The organism is Niastella soli (genome assembly GCF_017742245.1).
Lineage (GTDB): Bacteria > Bacteroidota > Bacteroidia > Chitinophagales > Chitinophagaceae > Niastella > Niastella soli.
Genome location: NZ_JAGHKO010000024.1, coordinates 143,170 through 165,884 on the forward strand (window position 1 = coordinate 143,170; position 22,715 = coordinate 165,884).

Sequence of the window (22,715 nt, forward strand, 5' to 3'; positions counted from 1 at the left end):
TAACTTTATCATGATCCAGTTACTCGCTACAAAATATACAAAGCATATAGCCGCTGTTTTGTTTATTATTTTCTTTCGAAGTATCCTGCCCGCCTATGGAAGCATCAATAGGCACCCTTCCAGCACGATCAATTATCAACCGTTTTACAGTACAAAACGGCCACGTGTTGATAACGGAATATCCGGCGGCGTTTCCACAGCAGTAAAAAATAGTACTCCGCTCAAGCAGGCAGCTATCGCTGAAAACAAAGCCCCTGTCAAAAAACTGCGGACTACTAATATCCCTGCCAAAAAGAATATTGGCGGGCCCAGTCAACCGGAAATGTCCTCCTTCAAATCGGTAGGCACAGATAACCTGGTTAACCTGTTTACCGGCGACTTTAACTATAATATCCCGTTACTGGATGTAGGCGGTTACCCCGTAAACATTTTTTATGACGGCGGCATTTCGATGGAACAGGAAGCGAGCTGGGTCGGATTAGGCTGGAATATTAACCCGGGAACCATTTCCCGCAATATGAGAGGCGTGCCGGATGATTTCAGTGGAGAAGAAAAGCTGATACAAAAGCAGGAGATGAAACCCAACAAAACCTGGGGCGTAACCATTACGCCGGATCTGGAGTTGCTGGGTATAAAGGATTTTTTAAACCTTGGGTTCGATGTGTCGCTGGGCGCATTAAATTTCTCTTACAATAACTACCTCGGCCCTGCACTTGACCTGGGAATAAAGGGCGGCACCAGTATTACCCTGGCTTCAAAGGCCGGTTCTGAAAAAAACACAGGTTCTAATTTAAAATTAGGATTAAGTCTTGGGGTCAATATCAGTTCTAGGAACGGAGTAACGCTCTCTCCCAACGCTTCTTTAACAGCCAATTCATTCGATCACAATAAGGAATTATCTGCGGGGGTCCGTTTAGGTACCAGCTATAATTCAAGAAGCGGTATCAAGCAACTGCAGATAAGTGAGCAGATGTCTTATAACTATACGACCCAAAAGTTAAAGGGGGTAAGTAAAGATTTCAAACTTATTTATTCCAAGAATCACTTCGGCGGCAGCATGGGCGGCACCCTCTTTTCGTCTGCTATCAGTTTCACCAAGCCAAGTTATGTACCTTCCATAAGAATGCCGCTCGAAAACGAATCCTATTCCGGCAACTTTCAAATAGGGGGTGGCATCTTTGGCGTATATGGTTCCCTGCAGGCGGAGGTATATAAACAAACCTCCAAAACCGCACAGATACAACAAACCAAACCATTAGTGGGTTATTTGTATTATGAGAAAGCAAAGGATAATTCCCAGTCGGTAATGGATTTCACGCGCCTGAATGATAATGAAGTTACGCCCAATACACCCATCATTTCAGCGCCGCAATACTCTTATGATGTATTTAGCATCCAGGGTGAAGGAACAGGTGGCAGCATCAGAGCCTATCGCAACGACATGGGATATGTAAGGGATAATTATACCAGATCGAAAGACAAGAGTTTAAGTGTGGGCGCCGACATCGGTATTCCCGGTCACTATGGCGCCAACTTCAATACCATAAAAACACCGTCCACCATCAGTGAATGGCAGAGTGGCAACGGACTTCGTTCCACCATTGGATTTAGGGGTGCAGACAAGGCATTTGAAAATGTTTATTTCAGGAACCCGGGTGAAACAAGCGTATTGATCCCGGATCAGTATAATAAGATCGGGGGTCTTGACATGGTACGATTTCAACTGGGTGGAAGTAATTCAGCCCCGGGTATTAATCCGGTACTGGAACATTTTTCAAAATTAAATCAGGCTATCGGCACTACCAGCGTCGCGCTGCCCGATATTACCGAGCGCAGGAAAAGATCCCAGGTAACAAGCTTTTTAACAGCGAAGGAAGCCACAGAGGTCGGATTAGACGGAAAAATAAGAAACTACGCCAGTGGCATTCCGGGAGCCGGCAATACCCTGCAATCAGACCCTATCGACCGGGTAGATGCAAACCCTGCCGGCTATCGTAAAAAACAGCATATATCTGAGATCACGGTAACTGAAACCAGCGGCCGAAGATATGTATATGGGATCCCGGTTTATAATACCCTGCAAAAAGATTACACATTTGGCGTTGGTGGTACTGGCGACGCCGATGACCTGGTTTCCATTAATTCCAGTGAAACTGACCATGCAAGCCCGTTAGAAGGCAAAGATGGCTATTATCAAATAACTGAAACGCCCGGTTACGCCCACTCCTTTCTGCTTACCGGTTTGTTGTCTTCAGATTATGTTGATGTGAGCGGCAACGGTATTACAGAAGATGACCAGGGAGATGCCGTAAAATTCAACTATTCGATGGTGGGCACCCATAGCTGGCGCACACCACATACAAAAGACAACAATAAAGCGAATTTCAGCGCGGGTAATATGTCTGAAACAAGAGATGACAAAGGTATCATTTCCTACGGCGAACGCGAATCCTGGTATCTCCATTCCATAGAATCAAAGACCATGATCGCCCTGTTTACGCTGGATACCCGCGATGATGCCAAGGGCCCATCGGATGTATTTGGTGGCGTAAACAGTTCGGATAACAGCGCCAGGCTGTTAAAAAAGATAGACCTGTTTAACAAAGCAGACCTTAAGAAAAATGGCCTCACTGGCGCCAAACCGGTTAAAACGGTATGGTTTCATTACAGCTATAGCTTATGTGCAGGCACACCCGATAACAAAAATCAGACTGGCGGAAAACTAACCCTGGATAGTATCCGGTTTACATTCAATGGAATGAACCGGGATAATAATTCGAATAAATATGTATTCTCTTATACCAGGGATAATAAAGGCAACCCGACCTACAAGGCTAATTCGTCAGACCGGTGGGGGAACTATAAACCTGCCAGTGCCAATCCCGGCCAGGTAAGAAATTCTTATTTCCCTTATTCAACGCAACCTTCTGCTGCTGTTTCAAAAGAAACCATCGATGAAAATGCTGCAGCATGGTCGCTTAAACGCATTCTGCTGCCATCGGGCGGACAAATGGAAATAAACTATGAAAGTGATGATTATGCTTATGTGCAAAACAAGCGCGCCTGTGCTATGATGGAAATTGAAGGGTTGAGCAGTAAAGCTTCGAATTTCACAAACAAACTGTATGGGTTCGATCTGTCGGGACAAACAGTAAGCACTGTTGAATATGATCACGTCCTGATAAAAGTGCCAGAAAAATGTACCACTAAACAGGAGGTGTTTAATAAATATATTAAGGGGCTGGACCAACTGGCATTCAAGTTGTCGGTGAATATGCCCAAAGGACCGGAGTACATCCATACCTATGCAACAGTAGCCGATTATGGCAGAGTTGACGATTCCCACATCTGGATCAGGTTAAACCAGGTAAGCGGATTAAGTCCCTTGTCACTGGCGGCGCTTGACTATTTGCGTGAAAAATTGCCCGGACAGGCTTTTCCCGGTTATGATGTAAGTGATAACAGTGGCCTCAAAGCCGTTGGCGAAATGCTGGCGGGTATGCTCGATGCCATAAAAAGCGCCTTTAAAGATCCCGTGAAATACCTGCGCAGCCAGGGCCGGGTGCAAACGATCAATCCGGCAAACTCTTTTGTCCGGCTGATTGTGCCTGATGGCCACAAATATGGTGGCGGCCAGCGGGTAAAATCAATTAAGTTAAAAGACAATTGGTCGAGTATGACTGCAGGCAAAGAAGTGTCGTCAGAGTTTGGCCAGGAATATGAATATACTACCAGGGAAACGATCAATGGAGTTGAACAAGAGATCAGCAGCGGGGTAGCCTCCTATGAACCATCTATTGGTAATGAAGAGAACCCCTTCCAGAATGTAGTACAGGTTACCGATAAATTACCACTTGGACCAGCCAGCTACGGCGCCATTGAAATGCCCATACTGGATGCTTTCTTTCCTGCACCCGTTGTTGGTTATAGCAAGGTGACGGTACGATCACTGCGTAAAAATATTGACCCTGCAAAGAAATCAAGATCAGGTATAGGCAAACAGGTTACTGAATTTTATACTGCAAAAGACTTTCCGGTTTACTACAACCACACGGCTCTTGCTGACAAACAAAAACACCAGGCTTCTTTAAACTTGTTTTTCTATAAAGACGCATTTGACAGCCGTGCGGTTTCTCAGGGCTTTATTGTAGAGACCAACGATATGCATGGTAAAATGAAATCTCAGTCGTCTTATTCGGAAAATGATTCTACTACCCGGCTGAATTATACCGAAAACTACTACCGCAATACCGGCGGCAAAGGAATGGATGAAAAATTTGATTTTATCTATGCCAGCCAGGGCGGACTGGTACAACCAGGCAATATGGGTATCGAGGTGGAATTGATGACTGACACCCGGGAGTTTTCGGTTAAAAGCAACAGTGTTGAAGTACAGGCGCAGGTTGATCTTTTTCCGGTACTGTTCCCGTTCTGGATCCCCTTTGTATGGCCGGTAGTTGCCAACAGCGAGAACGTATACCGGGCTGTAACCACTACCAAAGTGATCAACTATCATAGCGTGCTCGACAGCGTGGTGGTCATTGATAAAGGAAGTACGGTAACCACCAAAAACCTGGTATATGACGCCGAAACAGGCGATGCGATCATAACCCGGACCAACAACGAATTTGACAAACCGGTTTACAATGTTAAGTACCCTGCCTGGTGGGCTTACAGCGGCATGGGGCCGGCTTATAAGAATATAGGGGCAGAATATTCTTCGTATAGTTTTGTGGATGGAAAAGTTCAGGGTGATCAGAGTTTTTTTGAAAGCGGCGATGAATTATACGCTAGTGTACCTGGCAATGCAGCCGGCTGTTCCGGAGCGCCCGTAACCTTTCCTAAATTATGGGTCTTCGATAAAAATAAGACCAATACTTCTCTGACCGTGCCGGCAAAAGACCTGGTGGTGATGGATGCGGATGGTCAATTGTTATCAAGATCAGGCGTAACCTTCAAAATTGTAAGAAGCGGCAAACGAAACAACCTGGAAGCTATTGTGGCCGGTATCAATCTGATGTCGAACCCCATTAACAGCACTACGCATAAACTGGATATTACAGGCAATGTACTTATCGCCTCGGCTATGGAATTTAAAGAGAAATGGCAGGCCGACAATGAGCTGGTAAAAAAATACAGCCTGGTGTATAATTCAGGCAACTGTACTTTTTCGGAAGTGGAAGACTGCAACGGCTATTTGCAGAAAAATGTTAACCCTTACCGAAAAGGATTGATCGGCAACTTCAGATCATATCGGAATATGGTTTTCTACGGCAGCAGACAGGAGTCAATGCCTGCACCCGGCACCAATATACCGCCTGCCACCAATCTTCCCCAGAATGGTTTTCTGGCTGACTTCCAGCCATACTGGAACTTCGATGGCTACAATAACCTGGTGCCTAATACAGCAAACACAAAGTGGGTGTGGAATAATCTGACTACCCGGTTCAATTACAAGGGAATGGAAACAGAGAGCAAAGACGCTGTGAACATTTATACGGCTGCACAATACGGCTATCATAAAACGCTGCCAACGGCTATTGTAAAGAACAGCAGGACCAATGAAATGGTGTACGAGGGATTTGAAGATAACTACTATGCGGAAGCACTGAATCCAAATACTACCAACATGTGCGCGCAACCGCATTTCAAGCTGGTTGGTTTGGACAATAGCCAGTTAGTAGATGCAGATGCCAATGGGTTTAATGCCCACACCGGGAAATATGTGTTGGGGGTTAAAAACAACAGTACCGTTGTAAAGCAGATACCGATAGCGCCAGACCCTGCCGAAGATTTTCCATTTACTTATTCAAATACAACACCCAGCACCCTTATTAACCGGGGTATGAATGCAGTGATCGAATACGAATCTACGGACGGCATGTTCAGTAACGTTTCCGGTTCCTATTATACTTATGGTCAAAATGGCATGTGGCTTGGAATAGAGCCCTCGGGCGGTGTAAACCGCGCGGACCTGATCAAAAACGGGTATAACTATAGATTTATATTAAGTCAGTATATTGAAATAACGCAGGGGGGGATCTATCACTTCGCTACAACGTCAGTTCGAAAAGATCCGGCACCCAGTTACTACGGAATTGGGGATTTTAATGTAGACGTTTATTCAGTTACAACGGGCCAGAATATACCTTATAATTGGGAAGGTGATATACCTGTGCAAACGCCATCCTACTTCTATAAGTGGAAGACCTACAATGTCTGTTTACCGAAGGGTATTTACAAGATCTCAGGTCTCGCCTATGCCGGTTTTGAATTGTATGAGAACGCCATTTATGGTAACATGTCGGATGATAATTTCTACTTTCAATTTTTTACTCCTCCGTCTAATCCCAGTGCTGTCAATAATCTTCCACCTGGGGGCGGTACCATGCCTGGTTATACAAGCACCACTACCCAAAATAGCTGTACGTATGACCTGCCCATACCAGTTACGGGCAGTATGCTGAACCCAGTATTCACGCTGCCCACCAATAAAAGAATGATCTTCAGCGCCTGGGTGCGGGAGCAATGTACAAATTGTGCAGCAACAGGATATGTCAATAACCAGGTAATCATAGACGGTAATACGGTTCCCTTAACGCCGAAAGGGCCAATTATTGAAGGGTGGCAACGGTATGAAGGGGAATTTACCACCCCGACAGGCGGCTCATCCATGAATTTAAAACTGGTGAACAACAGCGGTAGTATGATCTATTTTGATGATATCCGCATTCACCCCTACAATGCGAACATGAAAAGCTATGTCTACGATCCGGTTAATTTAAGGCTCACGGCAGAACTGGATGCTAATAACTACGCTTCTTTTTATGATTACGATGCAGAGGGCGGGCTGGTGCGAACCAAAGCCGAAACCCGGGAGGGAGTTAAGACCATCAATGAGACCCGTAGCACCCGGCAAAAAAATATCAAAACCATTCAACCGTAGCTGTAAAAACAGAATGAATATGCAAACCAGTAGTAAAAATATTGTGCAGATAGGTTTGATCCTTGGATGTTTGTTTATGACAGGAACCATGCAGGCCCAAAAAAAACGCGCCCGTGCTGTAAACGGCAATGATACCTTACAGGTGTTGCGTGAGTTTATACAGATAAGCAACCAATACCAGCAGGTTCCTTTATACCTGGAGTTAACCCTGACAAACACTACCAATTTTATTACCAGTGAAGGCGATACCGGCATTACCAATGCCGTGTTTTACCTGACTAAAAACAGTTCCTATACCCGGTTTGGTGACGCAGAACAGTTGACGAACGACTCCATAGCCCTGCTGGTCAATGATAAAATGCAGCGGATGATCGTATTCTCCAATGCCCGACCGGTTATGGCCGGCCTGCGATCGCTGATAGGCGGCCAGGGGAAGGATTCATCTGTACTGGAACTGGCAAAAAAGTTCTCTGCTCAAATATTACCCCCACAACAAAACACCCAGGCTATTCGACTGGCTAGCAGGGACCTGCTTTATACAACTACGATCCCAAAGGAAACCATAGAATTACAATATGACATGGCTGCCAGGGAGCCTGTGCGGGTAGTAACTACAAAAAGGAGCTTGTACCCGGTAGAGGAAGATGTATATAAACAGCTACAGACCCGTGATGATATGGCCGGCAAATTACTGACAATTGATACCAGCAGATTTTATGTGGTTAAGGAACAACAGGGCAGTTTTGACTATAAAAAGATCACGCATGAGGCGAATATGCATTTCCCGGCCGTGATCGCCGACCGCATTACCAGGAATGAAGAGGGGGAGTTTATCCCATTAAAGCAATATGAACAGTACGCAATAACAATAAACTAATAAACCGGTATTCCTAATCAAGCCATACAGACGTTTATGCCAAGCATAATAAAAAAATCAAACAACCATCAATGCCTGACGTACAAATTGCCGGTGTTGTTATTGGGAATCATCCTGTTGTTCCTTAATACGACGTCATTTGCCACGGGCGATGATGGTATTGAAACAAGCAATTCTTATGTATTAGCAGGCTCGCCTGGAAAGGTCAGTAGTGGGACGAACGTGATTCAGTTGGCTCAGTTGGCAGATGGCGCGGTTGCACCGATGAATTATGTGTGGGCCAATGAACAAACAAAGAAGATAAAGAATATAATTACATTAAAGGTCTTAGAGGATACATTCGATATTATTCCGGTGGATTTTACCGCATCTGTCGATTTATTGATCGAGTACAGGCTGGCAGGATCGGGAACCGTAAACACGCTGCCTGTTAAAACCCTTTCAGTTACATATACAAAAGACAAAGGCGTAAAATATGATGCCCGGCAATACCTGAGTTTGGATGATGCCGAGTATGTGAAAGTGACCGTTATGCATGTGGAGGGCGCCCCCATTGGCAATTTTGATCCCAAAACCCAGCTGGTGCTGGAAAATGAAATGCGGGTCACCCGTTATTATGACCTGCAGACCGGCGTGCAGCCAACGCTTACGCTTTCGAGTCCAACGGATGATGAACTGCCTGTTTCCTGGACGATACAGCCTAATGCAGGCAACACCCATACTCAGCTGGAATGGGCCTGGGTTGAGGATGAAATGGCGGATGCGTACAAAATAAACGGGGTAACAGATTATAACCTGGTTTTTAAAAATAATTCAACCCGTATTGATCTGCCGGGCAGCGTATTTGCTTATAAAATACCGGCGTTGTACAGCAGCGGAACCATTTACTGTCGCATCCGGGCTGTGAATATAAAGAAGTCAGGCAGCAGGACCGATGGGCCATGGGCACCAGTCCAATTTATAACAGTCAATGGATTCGCAGACAATGCCATGAACTGGCAGGCCAACGTTAGCTATGCAGAAGAAGGCAAGCGAAAAGCAGTGGCACAATTTTACGATGGTTCGTTGCGTAATCGACAAACGGTAACAAAAGATAATGTTACCAATACGGTTGTTACCGCCGAAACCTTGTACGACGGACAGGGACGGCCTGCCGTGCAGATCTTACCCACGCCAAGCGGTGATGCGGCTATGAAATATTACAGCCAGCTGAACCTGTTCAACGGACAGTCGCCAGGTGATGATCCTACTAAATTTTTTGATTTGCAGGCCCTGAACAGTACAGGCAGCACAGTTCCTGAAATGAATGTAAGTGGAGGGGCCGCCAAATACTACAGCGCGGGCGGTGTGGCTATAAGCAATTCACCCAATACGCCCGATGCGGAAGGGTATCCGTATGTTGTTACTCGTTATACACCCGATGGAAGCGGCCGTATTATGGCACAAAGTGCACCAGGCGCCGCCTTTCAAATGGGCAAGGGACATGAAACCAAATATTATTATGGCACGCCTGCCCAGGAAGAACTCGACGGGTTGTTTGGTACGGAAGCGGGGATCTACACCCATTATTTCAAGAACATGGTGAAAGACCCCAATGGTCAAATGAGTGTGAGTTATGTGGATATGCAGGGAAGAACGGTTGCCACCGCATTGGCAGGAAGTGAGCCGGCCAATATCGTAGCGCTTAACAAAAGCGATTACCCGGGACAAGCCGGTGACAGCATTACCCGCAATCTGCTGAACAGAAATTCAAATATTGCAAAAAACAACAGTATTGAATCGATCAATAGCTTATTAGTCCCGGCTACTACCAATTATACATTTGTATACAAACTGGATCCGGAACGGTTACAGTTAAATGCCTGTGGAGGTGCATCCGTTTGCTACGACTGCCAGTATGATCTTGAAATTTCGATCACGGATGAATCCGGCGATACGGACCCCATTATAAAAAAGTTTAACAACGTTAAAGCTTCCGTTACCGATAATTGTGCTGATCCTGTTGGCAGTTTCGCCTTTACCTTTGACACAACGCTGCTGCCAGGGTCGTATTCAATCCGAAAGACATTAACCATCAACGAGGCGTCATTACAGGCGGCCAAAGAGCTCTACCTGTCAAAAGCAATATGCCCAACGACCGAGCAGGATTTGATTACCACTATTACCAATAGTTTACTCTCTACCTCGGAATGCGCGGTACCGCCTTCAGCCTATAGCTGCGCCAGCTGCACAAGCCCGTTACCCACCAAACGTCAGCTGATGCTGAATGACATGATCCCCTACAGTGGTCAATATGCACAGGAAACAGCCAGCAACTCCATGGGTGTTACCTACAATATTTTTACAACGGGTAATTACCGACTTCCCTGGAACCGGACTAAAAATGAAGACCGGTACAGGACCACTGAGGGGTTAGTGGACGAAATCATTCAACCAGGAAATACGCTGGATAAACTGAACAACACCAGTAAAGATGCTTTTAATGAGGCGTTTCAAAACTCCTGGGCCGAAGCACTGTTGCCTCACCATCCGGAATACGACAAACTGGTTTTTGCCGAAGATCATCTAGCCAACAGCTATAACTGGATCAGCAACTTTAACGGCGCCACCACCTATGCCCAGGCGGCTGCTAATAATTATATCTTTACTTCGGCTGGTAATCTGACTGATAACTTTTATTCAGAGGCCCCTGGATATAAAGCGGCTATGGTTGATAAAATATCTAATAATTATTTAAATGGGTTAAGCTTATGGCAAATAGCGTATGGCGATGTTGCCTGTAAAAACCTGGCTGTTGCGTCGGATAAAGACAATTGTTATACGAGTGCGCCTAAAACGCCTCCCTACAATAATCTGAGCACTGCTGAAAAAGATCGTGTATGGAATGTATTCAAAAATCTGTATGCCACGGAACGCGATAACCAGGTAAATGCTTATATAAATAATAGTGTACCGCTTTCAAATGCACAAACGCTGGTTGACCAGGGTTATCTCTTACAATTCCCAACGAGCAATACCCAACTGGCGCAGCAATTTGGGCAAAATCAGCAGGCAAATGGCGCCGGAAATGGCTGGGCCTGGTATATGGGAGCGGAAGCGCCTAATCCGTATACAATTCCTGGCGGCGCAACACCGCAGCAAACCTACGCTGACCGGTGCGCAAGCTATACCGTACAATGGACAAAAGCGTTGTTACAATGCCCAACCATAGCTAATCATGCCAGTAAAGACCAGATAATAAGCGAGATCATGGCTGGCCTGGTAAGTGTTTGTACAAAAGGCAGCGACGACGCCAATCCATTTGGTTCATCAGAGGTTCGGCCATCACTGCCCGATGATGGGTCACCACGTAATTTTGAAAAAGTGATCAATGATGTATTGGTAGTACAGTATGGCATTGCAAAAGATAACTTATGCAATCCATTTATTATCGAATTTCCCAAGCCTTACAATAAAGGGCCCGAATTTGTAAAGAGCACCATTTCACAATTAGACACCTGTACCTGTAAACGCTTTACCCAGTTGAAGGCTGAGGCGGCGGCTGCCGAAATTGACACGAACAATTTAGGTTCCTTTAACGAATACCTATATACAAAATACGGTGAAACTATTACGCCGGAGTTGTTTGCCAGCCTCAAACAAGGATGCCCGGCAATTGGTACATTTACATGTTATGAGAAGATAGTTCGGGTTGAAGTGCCTTCCACCACTACTCCTGCTGAATGTGGATGTAGTTTTGTAGCGTGGGAAGGTTCCGTTAAATCTTGGGACTGTATTAAAAAAATCTGTAACGATTATACCTACATTCCGCTGGCGTCGCCCCAGCCACTACCCGGATTTTTAAAATGTGGGTTTACCGCCGCCAATAATTGCATTAGCTGCGCAACACTGAGCGCGCTGACAGCAGAATTCAAAATGTTGTTTCCCGGTTACAATGCCGCTGTTTTCAGCAGCGAAGACCTTACTGCCAATGATATCCGCGATAATGTGCTCTATGCGCAGTTCCTGAACTACCGCACCGGGTTACAACTTACCTGGATGGACTATGCGGCTAAGGCAAAAGCCAGTAATTGTAACCTCGCCAACTATAATGATAACACAAACGCTACACAAACGGTGGTTTGCCCTGATGCTAAACCATTAATAGATAATACGGACATTCTGAAGCATGAAGATCCCTGCCAGGATGTAAAAGATCTGGCTGTAGCCATTGCCCAGCAGCAATACCAGCAACAAGTAGCAGCCCTGACTGCAGATTTTGAAACGCAATACCGGCAAAAATGCCTTGCTGCCGGTAATATGGAAGAGTTTAAGGTAGGGTATAAGGTTAGCGAATATCACTACACGTTGTATTATTATGATTTGGCCGGCAACCTGGTAAAAACCGTACCGCCCAAAGGCGTGAATCCGGCTTTCAGGCCCTCATTTGCCGATAGCGTTAAAGCGGCGAGGGCTAATGGTTCGTACCTTCCCCGTGACCATAACCTGGTTACCAGCTACCGGTACAACAGTTTGAATAGTGTAGTAGCCCAAACTTCACCGGATGGCGGTACTTCTACGTTCTGGTACGACAAACTGGGCCGCCTGGCTGTTAGTCAGAGTGCACAGCAGTACTTAGATACCAAGTATAGCTATACACTCTATGATGATTTTGGTCGCATCAAAGAAGTAGGGCAAAAACCGCAAAGCGCCGGTATGAATCAGTTCACCAGCCAAAATGAGACCCTGCTTGGTAACTGGATCAATGGAAGCGGAGGAATGAAAGAGCAGATGATCGTCACCGTATATGACAAGGTGTTCCCCTCTGTGCAGGGGCTGAATTTTACCCAGGACAATTTACGTAACCGCGTTAGTTATACGTATGTCAGAGAAAAGGATAATAACGATCCTCATTACACAGCCAGTTTATATACGTACGACATTCATGGCAACGTAGATAAGTTATTGCAGGATTTTCTGGGTGTGCAGGGAATGACGCCTAAGTTAATAACGTATGATTATGACCTTATCAGTGGAAAAGTCAATATGGTGAGCTATCAGCCAGGTTCTTCCGATGAATTTTATCACCGCTATAAGTACGATGCCGAAAACCGGCTGACCAGCGTGGAGACCAGTCGCGACAAATTATATTGGGAACGCGATGCCGCTTACAATTATTACAAACACGGACCGCTTGCAAGAACAGAATTAGGTCAACTGCGGGTGCAGGGCCTGGATTATGCCTATACCTTACAAGGCTGGCTGAAAGGAGTGAACAGTACAACCCCCGGCACCGGTGTGTATGATATAGGCGAAGATGGGTTTGCAGCCGGTAATAATCAAAGGGTTTCCAGAGATGTAGTTGGTTATGCCCTGCATTATTACGATGCGGTAGAAGGGTCCAAAACCTGGTTGGATTACAAACCAGTTGTGGGTACTTCTCTTTTTGCCCGGCCGGCTGCCAGCAGCAATTTTGTCTCCCTGTTTAATGGCAATATAGGCGCCATCAGTATCAACAATAGCGGATTCCCCAAGAACAATACAAGCATCAATGCTGCCCCCTTGTTTTATAATTACCGGTACGATCAATTGAACCGCCTGGTAAGCATGCAGGCATACAATGGATTTGATGCAACCAATAACCTGTGGAGCGCAGGAACTTCTTCCATTGCAGATTATGCAGAAGCGGTAAGTTATGATCCGAATGGCAATATAATGACCTATAACCGGAAGGGAGCGCCCGCCGTTGGAAGTCAGGCCGATATGGATGATCTTACTTATCACTACGATGCCAATACAAACCGCCTTAACTATATAACAGATGCTGTAACCAACAGTACTTATACAGAAGACCTGGAGACCCAGGGTGTTGATAACTATAAATACGATGCCATTGGTAATCTCACCAAGGATGCGTCAGCAGGGATAACCAACGCCGGCGACATTACATGGACAGTGTATGGAAAAATTGCCAGCATTAGAAAAAATGGCAGTGAAATTAAATATACCTACGATCCTTCGGGCTATCGTATCACTAAAACAGTTGCCGGCAAAACCACTGTGTATGTTCGGGACGCCCATGGAAATGTACTGAGTGTTTATGAAACGGATGGAACGACAACGAAACAATCGGAGGTACACCTGTTTGGCAACAGCAGGCTGGGAATGCTGACACAGCTAACGAAAGAGCCGGTACTCGACCTGTTACCGGGAAGTTCAGGGAAGTATGCCATAAGTACCTTTACCCGCAATGAAAAGATCTACGAATTAACCAATCACCTGGGCAATGTACTGGCTACCATAGGGGATAAGAAAATAGCTGTATCTTCGGGCTCATATAGTTCTTTGATCGATCACTTTGATGCAGATGTTGTAAGTGCGCAGGACTATTATCCATTTGGGATGTTACAGCCGGCAAGGAATTATAATGCTGGCGGTTACAGATATGGGTTTAATGGCAAGGAGAACGATAATGAGGTGAAAGGGGTAGGGTTGCAGTTAGATTTTGGAGAAAGAATATATGATCCCAGAGCCGGAAAGTTTTTGAGCGTCGATCCTTTTGTGCGATCCTTTCCGGGACAAAGCCCTTATGTATTCGCTGCAAATAATCCAGTTTTACTTGTTGATATTGATGGGGAAGCACCTGGATTGCCTCCATTGTTTGATGCAGATCAATTTATTCAAAATCTTGCGTTAGCTCATCCACTACTTGCTGCAGGATTTTCCAAAGCTTATAATACCTCTTTGGCCCATTTACAGAAAGCATCCTGGTATGGAGTCAATATAATGGCTTCAGATAAAAGGTTCCATGACGTCAAGACGAATTGGAATACCTTATATGGGATCGCAGGAGAGGTTGAAATGATGGAAAGGTTTTTTGCAGATGCAGCTCCTAACCAGGTGTTAAAAGGACCTGTAAGTGCTTTTTTTAATAGCGATAAGTTAGTTAGGGAAATACAACTCGTACACCAAACTGTTAGTTTTAGTTTCGAACCGGATAAGTTAACCGATTATACAATAACATATACTCCAAAGGCAGGTTCTGAAGGTGCTACTTATCACTATGTTTTTGATGATGTTAGAAAAAATGTCTTCGGTAAATACTTGCATCGTCAATCAATGGACCAGAGTTATAGCGGAAAGACTACATTTGTGCATGAGGTTAAAATAGTATCGCCAGGTAATGAGGATTTGTTTAAAATTATTGAGAGAGGCGTAAACCAACTACTTGAAAACCCATTAGTAACAAAGTACGGAGGTATACCCGTTTTAGTAATTGATACTAAATCAGCGGAAACAGCCTTAAGTCAGGATGCTGAAAGATTTATTGCCGCACTTAAGAGATTAAAAGAATATGGTGGAGGTTTGGCTTCGGAAAATGGACTAAACCAGGCCGCGACAAACTCTGTGAATGCCGCGGTACAAACAATCAGGAGTACATCCGCCGCCCCGCCTCAAGGCTATTATAAAAACACAAGCGCGACCCAAAAAACTGACGATAAAGAAAATCAATAATAAAAAGTATGAAGTATTTATTTATTGGAGTGCCAATTATTTGTCTTATAGTTGCTATTGTAATAAGAACGAGAGACGTTATATTGATAAATAATGGCTGGCTTGTTGGCTCAAGGAATTTACAATACTCCCTGCTGTTTTTGATCGCAATTACCTCCTTAGCCATATTTATTGCGGGGAATAATAACGCATTCGTTAATAAAAGTATGTCTATTTTGTTTGTCGTTTGCTTATTGTCACTTGTTATGTCTTTGTGTGTTACTTACCTTTTATATGAGTTGCCGGATTTTCTTTTTCATAAACCTAGATTTTATGTTACAGTTGATCCGGGAGGTAAAATGAAAGTCGATGTATTATATCCTGTGTTTTTTGCCGGTACATTACTTATTGTGTATCTAGTCAATTTTCTTTGTTTAATAGTAACTATTTTATCTCCCAAAATTAGCCAAATGTAGTGGGTGATGTATAAATAATTGAAGTATTGAACACTCAAAGCCAAGCCTAACCGCCTGGCTTTTTAGTTATAGGTTCGATGCCTTGAGACATCCCTCTAATACATTAACCTGTTCACCTCGTTCATCGTTACGGTGAACTTTTCCGCTATTATATAGGGTTGCAATAAGTAAAAATTATCCGGACTGATACCAGGGTTACCAAACAAAAGCAGGGAGTGTTTATGTTTTCCTTTATCCGTGCTTCTTTTTGAAAAGGTTACCCCGTGTTTATTGAATATGGGCTGGTATGTTTCGAGTAAAGATTCAGGAATATGGATGGTGGCCCCTTCTTTTGTATTGATCCATTGCGGAATACTGAAAAATAACCGGTGAAAATCGATCCAGTTACCACAGGCATTGTTATGTGCAATGTAAAGATCACCTATCAGTTCTGCTACATTGGTAACGGACCCTTGCAAATTCAGGTACAGTATATTATTATTTTCCCAAAGTGCCGGATGCGAGGTGTATAATTTGATCCGGTTGTATGGGAACTTTAATCCTTCTAACCGGCTGGAGGTCCCGTGACCTTCACAAAAGATCTCCCCCTCATACTGAATAAGGTCATTGATGTGGTCAATGATCATAAATCTGATCTTCAGATCAAATGTCTTTTGACGGGCCACCACTTCATTTATGATCAGGTTTCCCTTCAGGATAAATGCTTCCGAATTAGTGATCTCAATTAGCTGTTCTAACATGATTGCAACTTTTAATTTACCTGCATAGGGAAATTACGAAATATTGCTGGAAACCAATTATCTATTACGGCTCTTTAAACAAGAGAATACCGTCCTTTTTACATACTTATTGCCTCCAGGCGGCCTGTTTCTTCTATGGCTTTATTAATAAGGGCCCTGGTCTTTTTGAAATCCATCCAGCATAACACCAGGATCAGTCCTAATGCAAAAAGGTTTATAAATAAAGGCTCATAAGAAGGGTGGCCTGTTGTATACCGGTACATAAACTGTGCAAACAGGGTAACTACTATTGAACAGAAAGCTATTAAAACGCCGTAACTAAATCTTATTTGATAGGAAATGAATTGATCTACTTTTCGAAACCGAAAGATCACTTTGGGAATGGTCCGCCCTGACGATTGTATAAGGGTAATTAAAAATTCCTTGTTATTGTCGAAGCCTAAAAAATACTTTCCTTCAGTTGTAGAACGCCATGGTTTTCTAAAGTCAATTGTGGTAGACTTAATATCAGATAAAGAAACGATCGCATTTTCCACCATTTCAGGGTCGGCGTTCTCAATTTTGATAGTTTTGAAGTATAACATGGGTATAGGATAATTATGATTTTATAAGCTTATTACAAAATATTGCTGGAAAGCATGTCATCATCAAGTGTCCGCTGAATGGCTTTATTGATCAGTTTACGGGTTATTTGTATCTCTTTTAAAATGATTACCGTCTTTACGGTAAGTAAGATTAAGATTATGAAGAGCAGGTCAAAGTCACTCCCACTAACAGATAACGCCCTTGCCACTATTACTAACCAGAAAAAAAAGAAGCAAAGGAGCACGATGGAAGAGAATCCAGGCCGCACCTGGTAGGTTGTGAACCCATTATTCTTTTTAAAACGCACAAAAATCTTCGTTCTTCCGCCTTTACTCCAGGAGTTAATTATTTTTTTTCCGACAAGGCGGTCACTATTCGTTAACCGGGTAATCAGAAAAATATCTCCTCTTTCTATACCAGTAAAGAATTTTTTGTCGTGGTCTTCACCGGCAGTTATTAAAAAATCAAAATAAGAGCTTCTGGTTACTGTATAGGACCGGATCGCCCTTTCAATGAGCTCCGGAGAAGTGTTTGGTATGGTTATGGTCTTAAAATAGAACATAGGGCAGGGGCTGTCTGTTACTCAAACTTTTGCTGTATATTTTTATTCCATAGTTTCACGGCAAACTGCATGAATTCCGCAGGACCTGCGGTAAAGGCCGCATCAAATTTGTATTCACCGCCTTCAAACTCCTTTTCACCCACCTGCACTTTATTGGTGCCGCGCATAGCGTATTTTTGTTTGCCCTGGTACATGATTATTTTCATGTCGCTCGGACTAACATCGCCATGGCAAACGGTCCTGTACATGACCCATACTTCCCCTATACCGTCGTTATTCAAATCGGTCACCTGCAAGGTGTTTTTTACAAAACTGGCTTCCAGATCAACCGGACAGTCACTGATAAGATCATACACTTTCCAGGTTTGTTGTATGGAATCGCTTACTATAAAGTGAAAAGCAAACAGCTCCGCGTCCCGGCCTTCGTTTTCATGTTTGAATTTGGGGTTTGTATAAATACCCGTCTCGCTGGTGACCACAATATTATCACCGGCCAGATCATTCCAGCGAATGGCTTGTTTTAATTTACCGGGGAATTTAATACCTGCCGGCAATTTGCTTTTGTCGATGGCAGTTACTTTAATGGTACCCTGAGCTAATATAGTCAGGGGAAGCAGGGGAGTGAGGCCAAGAAAAAGTACGAGTAAATTGGTCATGCTATTATTTGACAGGAATGCGTTTGGTAAAAAGTGAATATTAGCTTTCCATGGAGATATGGTCCAGCTCGCCGTTTTCGTTTGTATTGATGACCACCAGATAATCGGTAAGTTCCCGGCCAATGGAATAATCAAAAACAACAAATGTATCCTGGGAATCTGGGTAAAAGCCTACCCGCACCAAATGCAGTGCATTGATAAATTGCCTTTCCGGGTCAACAGATGCATTTCCAAAATCGATCAATGCTGCCAGTTCCTCTTCTTCCATTTCTCCCAGGTGATGCTCCACATACGTTACAATGGTATCACAGTCCTCCTCATTCGCAAAATCCTGATCAATATATTGTTTGTTTTTCAGATCATAGCTGGCCAGGTTATCCAAAAACTGCTTTACTTTTTCCAAACGAGCGACGTCAATGGACTTATTGTCAAAATTCAGGTCAAGGTCAATTTCTCTGCCGTTAAATTCAACCACAGCGCCATAATATTCTTCTAATGCAGCCGGATCAATTTCGCCGAAATGAGGTAACATATAGGGATTCATAAGATATATTTGTTGGATCTTTTATTTACTCTTTGCTGATAAATAATATTGTTTGTATTCTTCGGGGTACCAGTCTTTAAACCAGCCGATGCAATCAACGCAATTTACTGCTATGAGCCTCTGATGCGCCATCGAGTAAAAGACGGGCCCAAAATAACACAAAAGATCAATGGAAGAAAGTTCTGAACTGGGATAATTGGGATTTGTGGGATGGTTTGGGATGAAGACAAACGGCGCATGCATCCGCTCCCATTCATCCCAATAATCCCAGAAATCCCAGTTCAGACAATTATCACCACCAGCGCTCCCACTGAAACGATCAACCACAAAATAAGCCCCTGCAAAACGGGTTTCCAGCCTACCGACATAATCGTTTTACCTGAAAGCCCGCAGCCAATGAGGAAGAGCGTGACCGTAAGCGCGCCTTTTGATATGCTGACAATGGTATTACTGAAAGGCTGTATGGCGGGAACATACGTATTCAGACAAATAGCCACCACAAATAGCCCGATAAAATAAGGCACCTTGATCCTGGCGCCTTTGTTTTTAAATAACAACGTACTGAAAAATGCCACGGGAATGATCCACAATGCCCGCACCAGTTTTACAGTGGCGGCTATTTCCAGGGCCTCATTTCCGTATTTGCTGGCCGCACCTACTACAGAACTGGTATCGTGGATGGCCAGGGCGCACCAGAGTCCAAACCGGGTTTGATCGAGCTGTAAATAATGCCCCACCAGCGGGAACAACACCAGGGCGCTGGCATTTAAGATAAAGATGGTGCCCAGGGCAACGCTTATTTGCTTTTCTTCCGCTTTTATAACCGGTGAAATGGCCGCAATGGCGCTGCCCCCACAGATAGCCGTCCCGGCAGCGATCAGATAAGCCGTTTTGTTATTTATTTTAAAAAGGCGACCGATCAGTGTCCCAATAAACAAGGTGCCAAAAATAGAGGCCACAGTAAGTAATAAGCCCGCTTTTCCGGCATGCAGCGCCGTGGTTACATTCATGTTAAAACCCAGTCCCACCACAGATGCCTGCAGTAAAATATGCGTGGCTTTGTGATTTAAATGTAGGTAGGGATGCCCGATAAACTGGGCGATGACCAAACCCAGTAACAATGCCACTGGTGGGGAGATAAGCGGGGACAAACAAAAAATAAGGGCCAGTAAAAAGATCAGCTCCCGGGTGGTGATAGCTTTGTCTAAGAAAGTACGCTTCGTTTTCGGTGTAACATTATCAGTTTCCATGGCGCAAAGGTCAGTAACTGCCAACCGGCCATGAAATGACAAGATTTAATCTGCTATAACTTTAAGTTATTAGAGGTGATGAATTTCATAAACAACTCAGGCAGCGGCTGGTTATCGCCTTGTTGTTTTACGAAGTAAAAATACCTTTCAATAGCCAGTTCTTTGATCTCAATAATGGCCAGCTCATTGCTTTTTAATTCCTTCAGGATTGAATGGACAGACAAAAAAGCAAAGCTGTCAGAACTGCCCAGGTACGACTTTATACTTTCCGTACTTTCCAGTACCATTTCTATATTTAATTGGGAAATTTTAAGGCCTGCTTTTTTTAAGGCCGCGGCAATCACTTCCTGGGAACCGGAGCCCTGTTCGCGCATGAGTAAGGGCAATTCTTTCAATGCTGCCAGCGAAATAGTTTGTTTTTTAATAAGCGGATTGCCCGTGCGGGTACACAATACCATTTCATCTTTAAGGAAGCTTGTGTATTTTAACTGTGGGCGTTTTGACTGGCCCTCTATAATGCCAAAATCAATTTTACCGGCGGCTAGGGCATTTTCAATATGTTCAGTATTGCTGGCAGTAAGGGCAATGTTTATATCGGGGAATTTTTGTTTGAAGGAAGCCAGGTAGGGAGGCAATACATATTGTGCCACGGTAGTGCTGGCCCCTATACGAATGGTGCCCTGTGCATGTTCATTCATGGCCGCCAGCTCAAATTCTATGTTCCGGTAAATAGAAAAAAGCTGTTCAGTATGTTCAAGCAGAACGGCACCAGCCGGTGTCAGTTTTATTCTGGTACCGTTCCGCTCAAACAACTGGGTTTTATAGTAAGATTCAATTTCGTGAATATGTTTGGTGACGGCAGGTTGGGTAATAAACAACTCTTCCGCCGCCCTGGTGAAATTCAATCGGCGGGCAACTGTATAAAATACCTTTAGTCGGAAATCAAACATTTGCCAATGATAAGCGAAATTTACTTAAGTCGGTTAAATCCTTCATAATCTCCATAGTCACGTTTAACTCCATTGATCTCACCTTTTTCTAACATCTGTTTCAATTCCTTTTTTGTATAATAAAGCTGTTCACTTTTTACAAAATAGTCATCGCTGTTAAATGTATTAACATAACCAGCATATTGAAGATGACTATGATAAACCAGCACTGTGTCGCCAGCTACGCTTGCCGCCCTGAGAAAATACCACACTGATGATGCTTTCTGATAGTCCTTAACTATATATACATCGCCTACTTTGGGATTGGCAACAAACAGTATGGAATCTTTGCCATCTTTATTAATACCATACCCAATCCATGTCAACAACAAGACCAATAAAATGAGCATAGAATACAAATACACCGGGGCTCGGGCTGTTTTGGCATACTCTTTTTTTAATGATTCAGTCAGTACGGGAGCCTGACATACATTACATCTTATATCTACTGCATTTTCACCAACGGGTAAAAATGGTATAAAGTAAATGTGACGATACTGCCTGAATACTTTTACTTTTAGATCAAAGGCTTTACAACTTGTACAACTTTGTGTGTGATCGGTAAACTCTTTGATCTTTGCCACTTTACGGCCAGAAAATACAATCATGGGTATACGGATTTTTGGGGTTGGCCAAAATTAATATTATTTATTTATATCATACCAATAATCCGTGCTGCCCCAACGTAATTTACCGGTTCTATTTCGGCGCCATTTATAGCGCCAAAGGAAATGCCCAAAGCTATCAGGATACTTGCATTATCAGGTTTATTGGCAGGAAATCCGTCAATGATCAGTTTGGAAGCATTTGTACGGCTGGTAACGGGTAACCAGTCCGTTGATCTATTTATGGTATTATAGCTGCCGAACTGCGCCTGGTATTTTCCCCTTTCTCTTGTATAATAAAAATCGGGGATCATTGCTGTCAAAGCAATAAATCGGTAAAAAGGATAACTGGCGGGCGTTATGAAGTTGATGCCAGGGATCAATTCAGGAAGATCTATAACGACCTGTTGATCCTGTAAGGAGTAGGAGAGCGGCGCTCTTACAATGGATTCTAACTGGTTGCGGCGGTTCAATTGAACCCCTTCCAGCAGCCGTGGATTTTTTGAGATCAGCACATTTCTTTCCCCCCTGTCACTCACGGTATCTGTAACCTGAACAAGTCTTAATAAAGCATTGAGCGGCCCGGTAAAATTGTAATCAGCTATAACGTTCAGTGCGTGTAGGCTGGATTTTATGTACTTAGCAGCGGTTGACCGCCCGCCAAATTCCCTGTTATTTTCACGAGTCCTTTCAAACTCAGGCGCTTCTTTTACCCGCTTGCCGCTAGGGTCGCCTTTTCTTCGAACTACGATCTTATCTGAGCCGCGAATTTTATAATAGCTCAGGTTTCCAAGTGATCCAGTAATCTGAATGTCATTAATAAGTGTTGCCATAATTAAGGTTTTAATGGTTATGATTTACTACCTAAATATAACGTATATACTAATGTTATAAAAATAATTCATCTGTGCATTTGTGTTAAACCGGAGATATCCCGGGCCCTTAAAAGAGCCGGGATATCTCGAAGTCATCGCTGGGTTAACTCCGGGACATCTCCGGGATATCTATATCT

Annotated in this window: 13 protein-coding genes; 4 read left to right on the forward strand and 9 right to left on the reverse strand. The window is 43.9% G+C overall.

The annotated features are described in order from the left end of the window. The first annotated feature begins 10 nt into the window (after positions 1-10). From J7I42_RS33425 to J7I42_RS33440, 4 genes are read left to right on the forward strand one after another with little or no spacing between them, the layout of a single operon-like run. Complete coding sequence (locus J7I42_RS33425; RefSeq protein WP_209144609.1) at positions 11-6,946, forward strand: hypothetical protein; 6,936 nt, start codon at positions 11-13, stop codon at positions 6,944-6,946. A 19-nt stretch (positions 6,947-6,965) separates the two neighbouring features. Next, positions 6,966-7,823 carry a hypothetical protein gene (locus J7I42_RS33430; protein ID WP_209144611.1) on the forward strand — a complete coding sequence of 286 codons (858 nt, stop codon included), beginning with the start codon at positions 6,966-6,968 and terminating at the stop codon, positions 7,821-7,823. A gap of 36 nt (positions 7,824-7,859) precedes the next feature. After that, positions 7,860-15,317 (forward strand): RHS repeat-associated core domain-containing protein, encoded by a 7,458-nt coding sequence (locus tag J7I42_RS33435; RefSeq protein WP_209144613.1) that lies wholly within the window; start codon positions 7,860-7,862, stop codon positions 15,315-15,317. 8 nt (positions 15,318-15,325) lie between these two features. Beyond that, on the forward strand, positions 15,326-15,772 hold the full coding sequence (locus J7I42_RS33440; RefSeq protein ID WP_209144615.1) for a hypothetical protein: 447 nt from the start codon (positions 15,326-15,328) through the stop codon (positions 15,770-15,772). A gap of 95 nt (positions 15,773-15,867) precedes the next feature. Here J7I42_RS33440 and J7I42_RS33445 read toward each other — a convergent pair whose 3' ends face one another. From J7I42_RS33445 to J7I42_RS33485, 9 genes are all read right to left on the reverse strand, one after another. Then, positions 15,868-16,512, reverse strand: coding sequence for a hypothetical protein (locus tag J7I42_RS33445; protein WP_209144617.1), 645 nt, complete (start codon positions 16,510-16,512; stop codon positions 15,868-15,870). Between the two features lie 98 nt (positions 16,513-16,610). Then, on the reverse strand, positions 16,611-17,096 hold the full coding sequence (locus J7I42_RS33450) for a hypothetical protein (protein WP_209144619.1): 486 nt from the start codon (positions 17,094-17,096) through the stop codon (positions 16,611-16,613). Between the two features lie 32 nt (positions 17,097-17,128). Continuing rightward, positions 17,129-17,659 carry a hypothetical protein gene (locus J7I42_RS33455; protein WP_209144621.1) on the reverse strand — a complete coding sequence of 177 codons (531 nt, stop codon included), beginning with the start codon at positions 17,657-17,659 and terminating at the stop codon, positions 17,129-17,131. Positions 17,660-17,676: 17 nt separating this feature from the next. Next, positions 17,677-18,315, reverse strand: coding sequence for a M949_RS01915 family surface polysaccharide biosynthesis protein (locus J7I42_RS33460; RefSeq protein WP_209144623.1), 639 nt, complete (start codon positions 18,313-18,315; stop codon positions 17,677-17,679). A gap of 40 nt (positions 18,316-18,355) precedes the next feature. Beyond that, on the reverse strand, positions 18,356-18,859 hold the full coding sequence (locus tag J7I42_RS33465; protein ID WP_209144625.1) for a DUF2004 domain-containing protein: 504 nt from the start codon (positions 18,857-18,859) through the stop codon (positions 18,356-18,358). Positions 18,860-19,140: 281 nt separating this feature from the next. Continuing rightward, positions 19,141-20,109 carry a YeiH family protein gene (locus tag J7I42_RS33470; protein ID WP_209144627.1) on the reverse strand — a complete coding sequence of 323 codons (969 nt, stop codon included), beginning with the start codon at positions 20,107-20,109 and terminating at the stop codon, positions 19,141-19,143. Positions 20,110-20,162: 53 nt separating this feature from the next. Further along, positions 20,163-21,059 carry a LysR family transcriptional regulator gene (locus J7I42_RS33475; protein ID WP_209144629.1) on the reverse strand — a complete coding sequence of 299 codons (897 nt, stop codon included), beginning with the start codon at positions 21,057-21,059 and terminating at the stop codon, positions 20,163-20,165. A 20-nt stretch (positions 21,060-21,079) separates the two neighbouring features. Continuing rightward, complete coding sequence (locus J7I42_RS33480; RefSeq protein WP_209144631.1) at positions 21,080-21,706, reverse strand: hypothetical protein; 627 nt, start codon at positions 21,704-21,706, stop codon at positions 21,080-21,082. A 44-nt stretch (positions 21,707-21,750) separates the two neighbouring features. Continuing rightward, positions 21,751-22,536 carry a hypothetical protein gene (locus J7I42_RS33485; protein WP_209144633.1) on the reverse strand — a complete coding sequence of 262 codons (786 nt, stop codon included), beginning with the start codon at positions 22,534-22,536 and terminating at the stop codon, positions 21,751-21,753. Positions 22,537-22,715 lie beyond the last annotated feature (179 nt).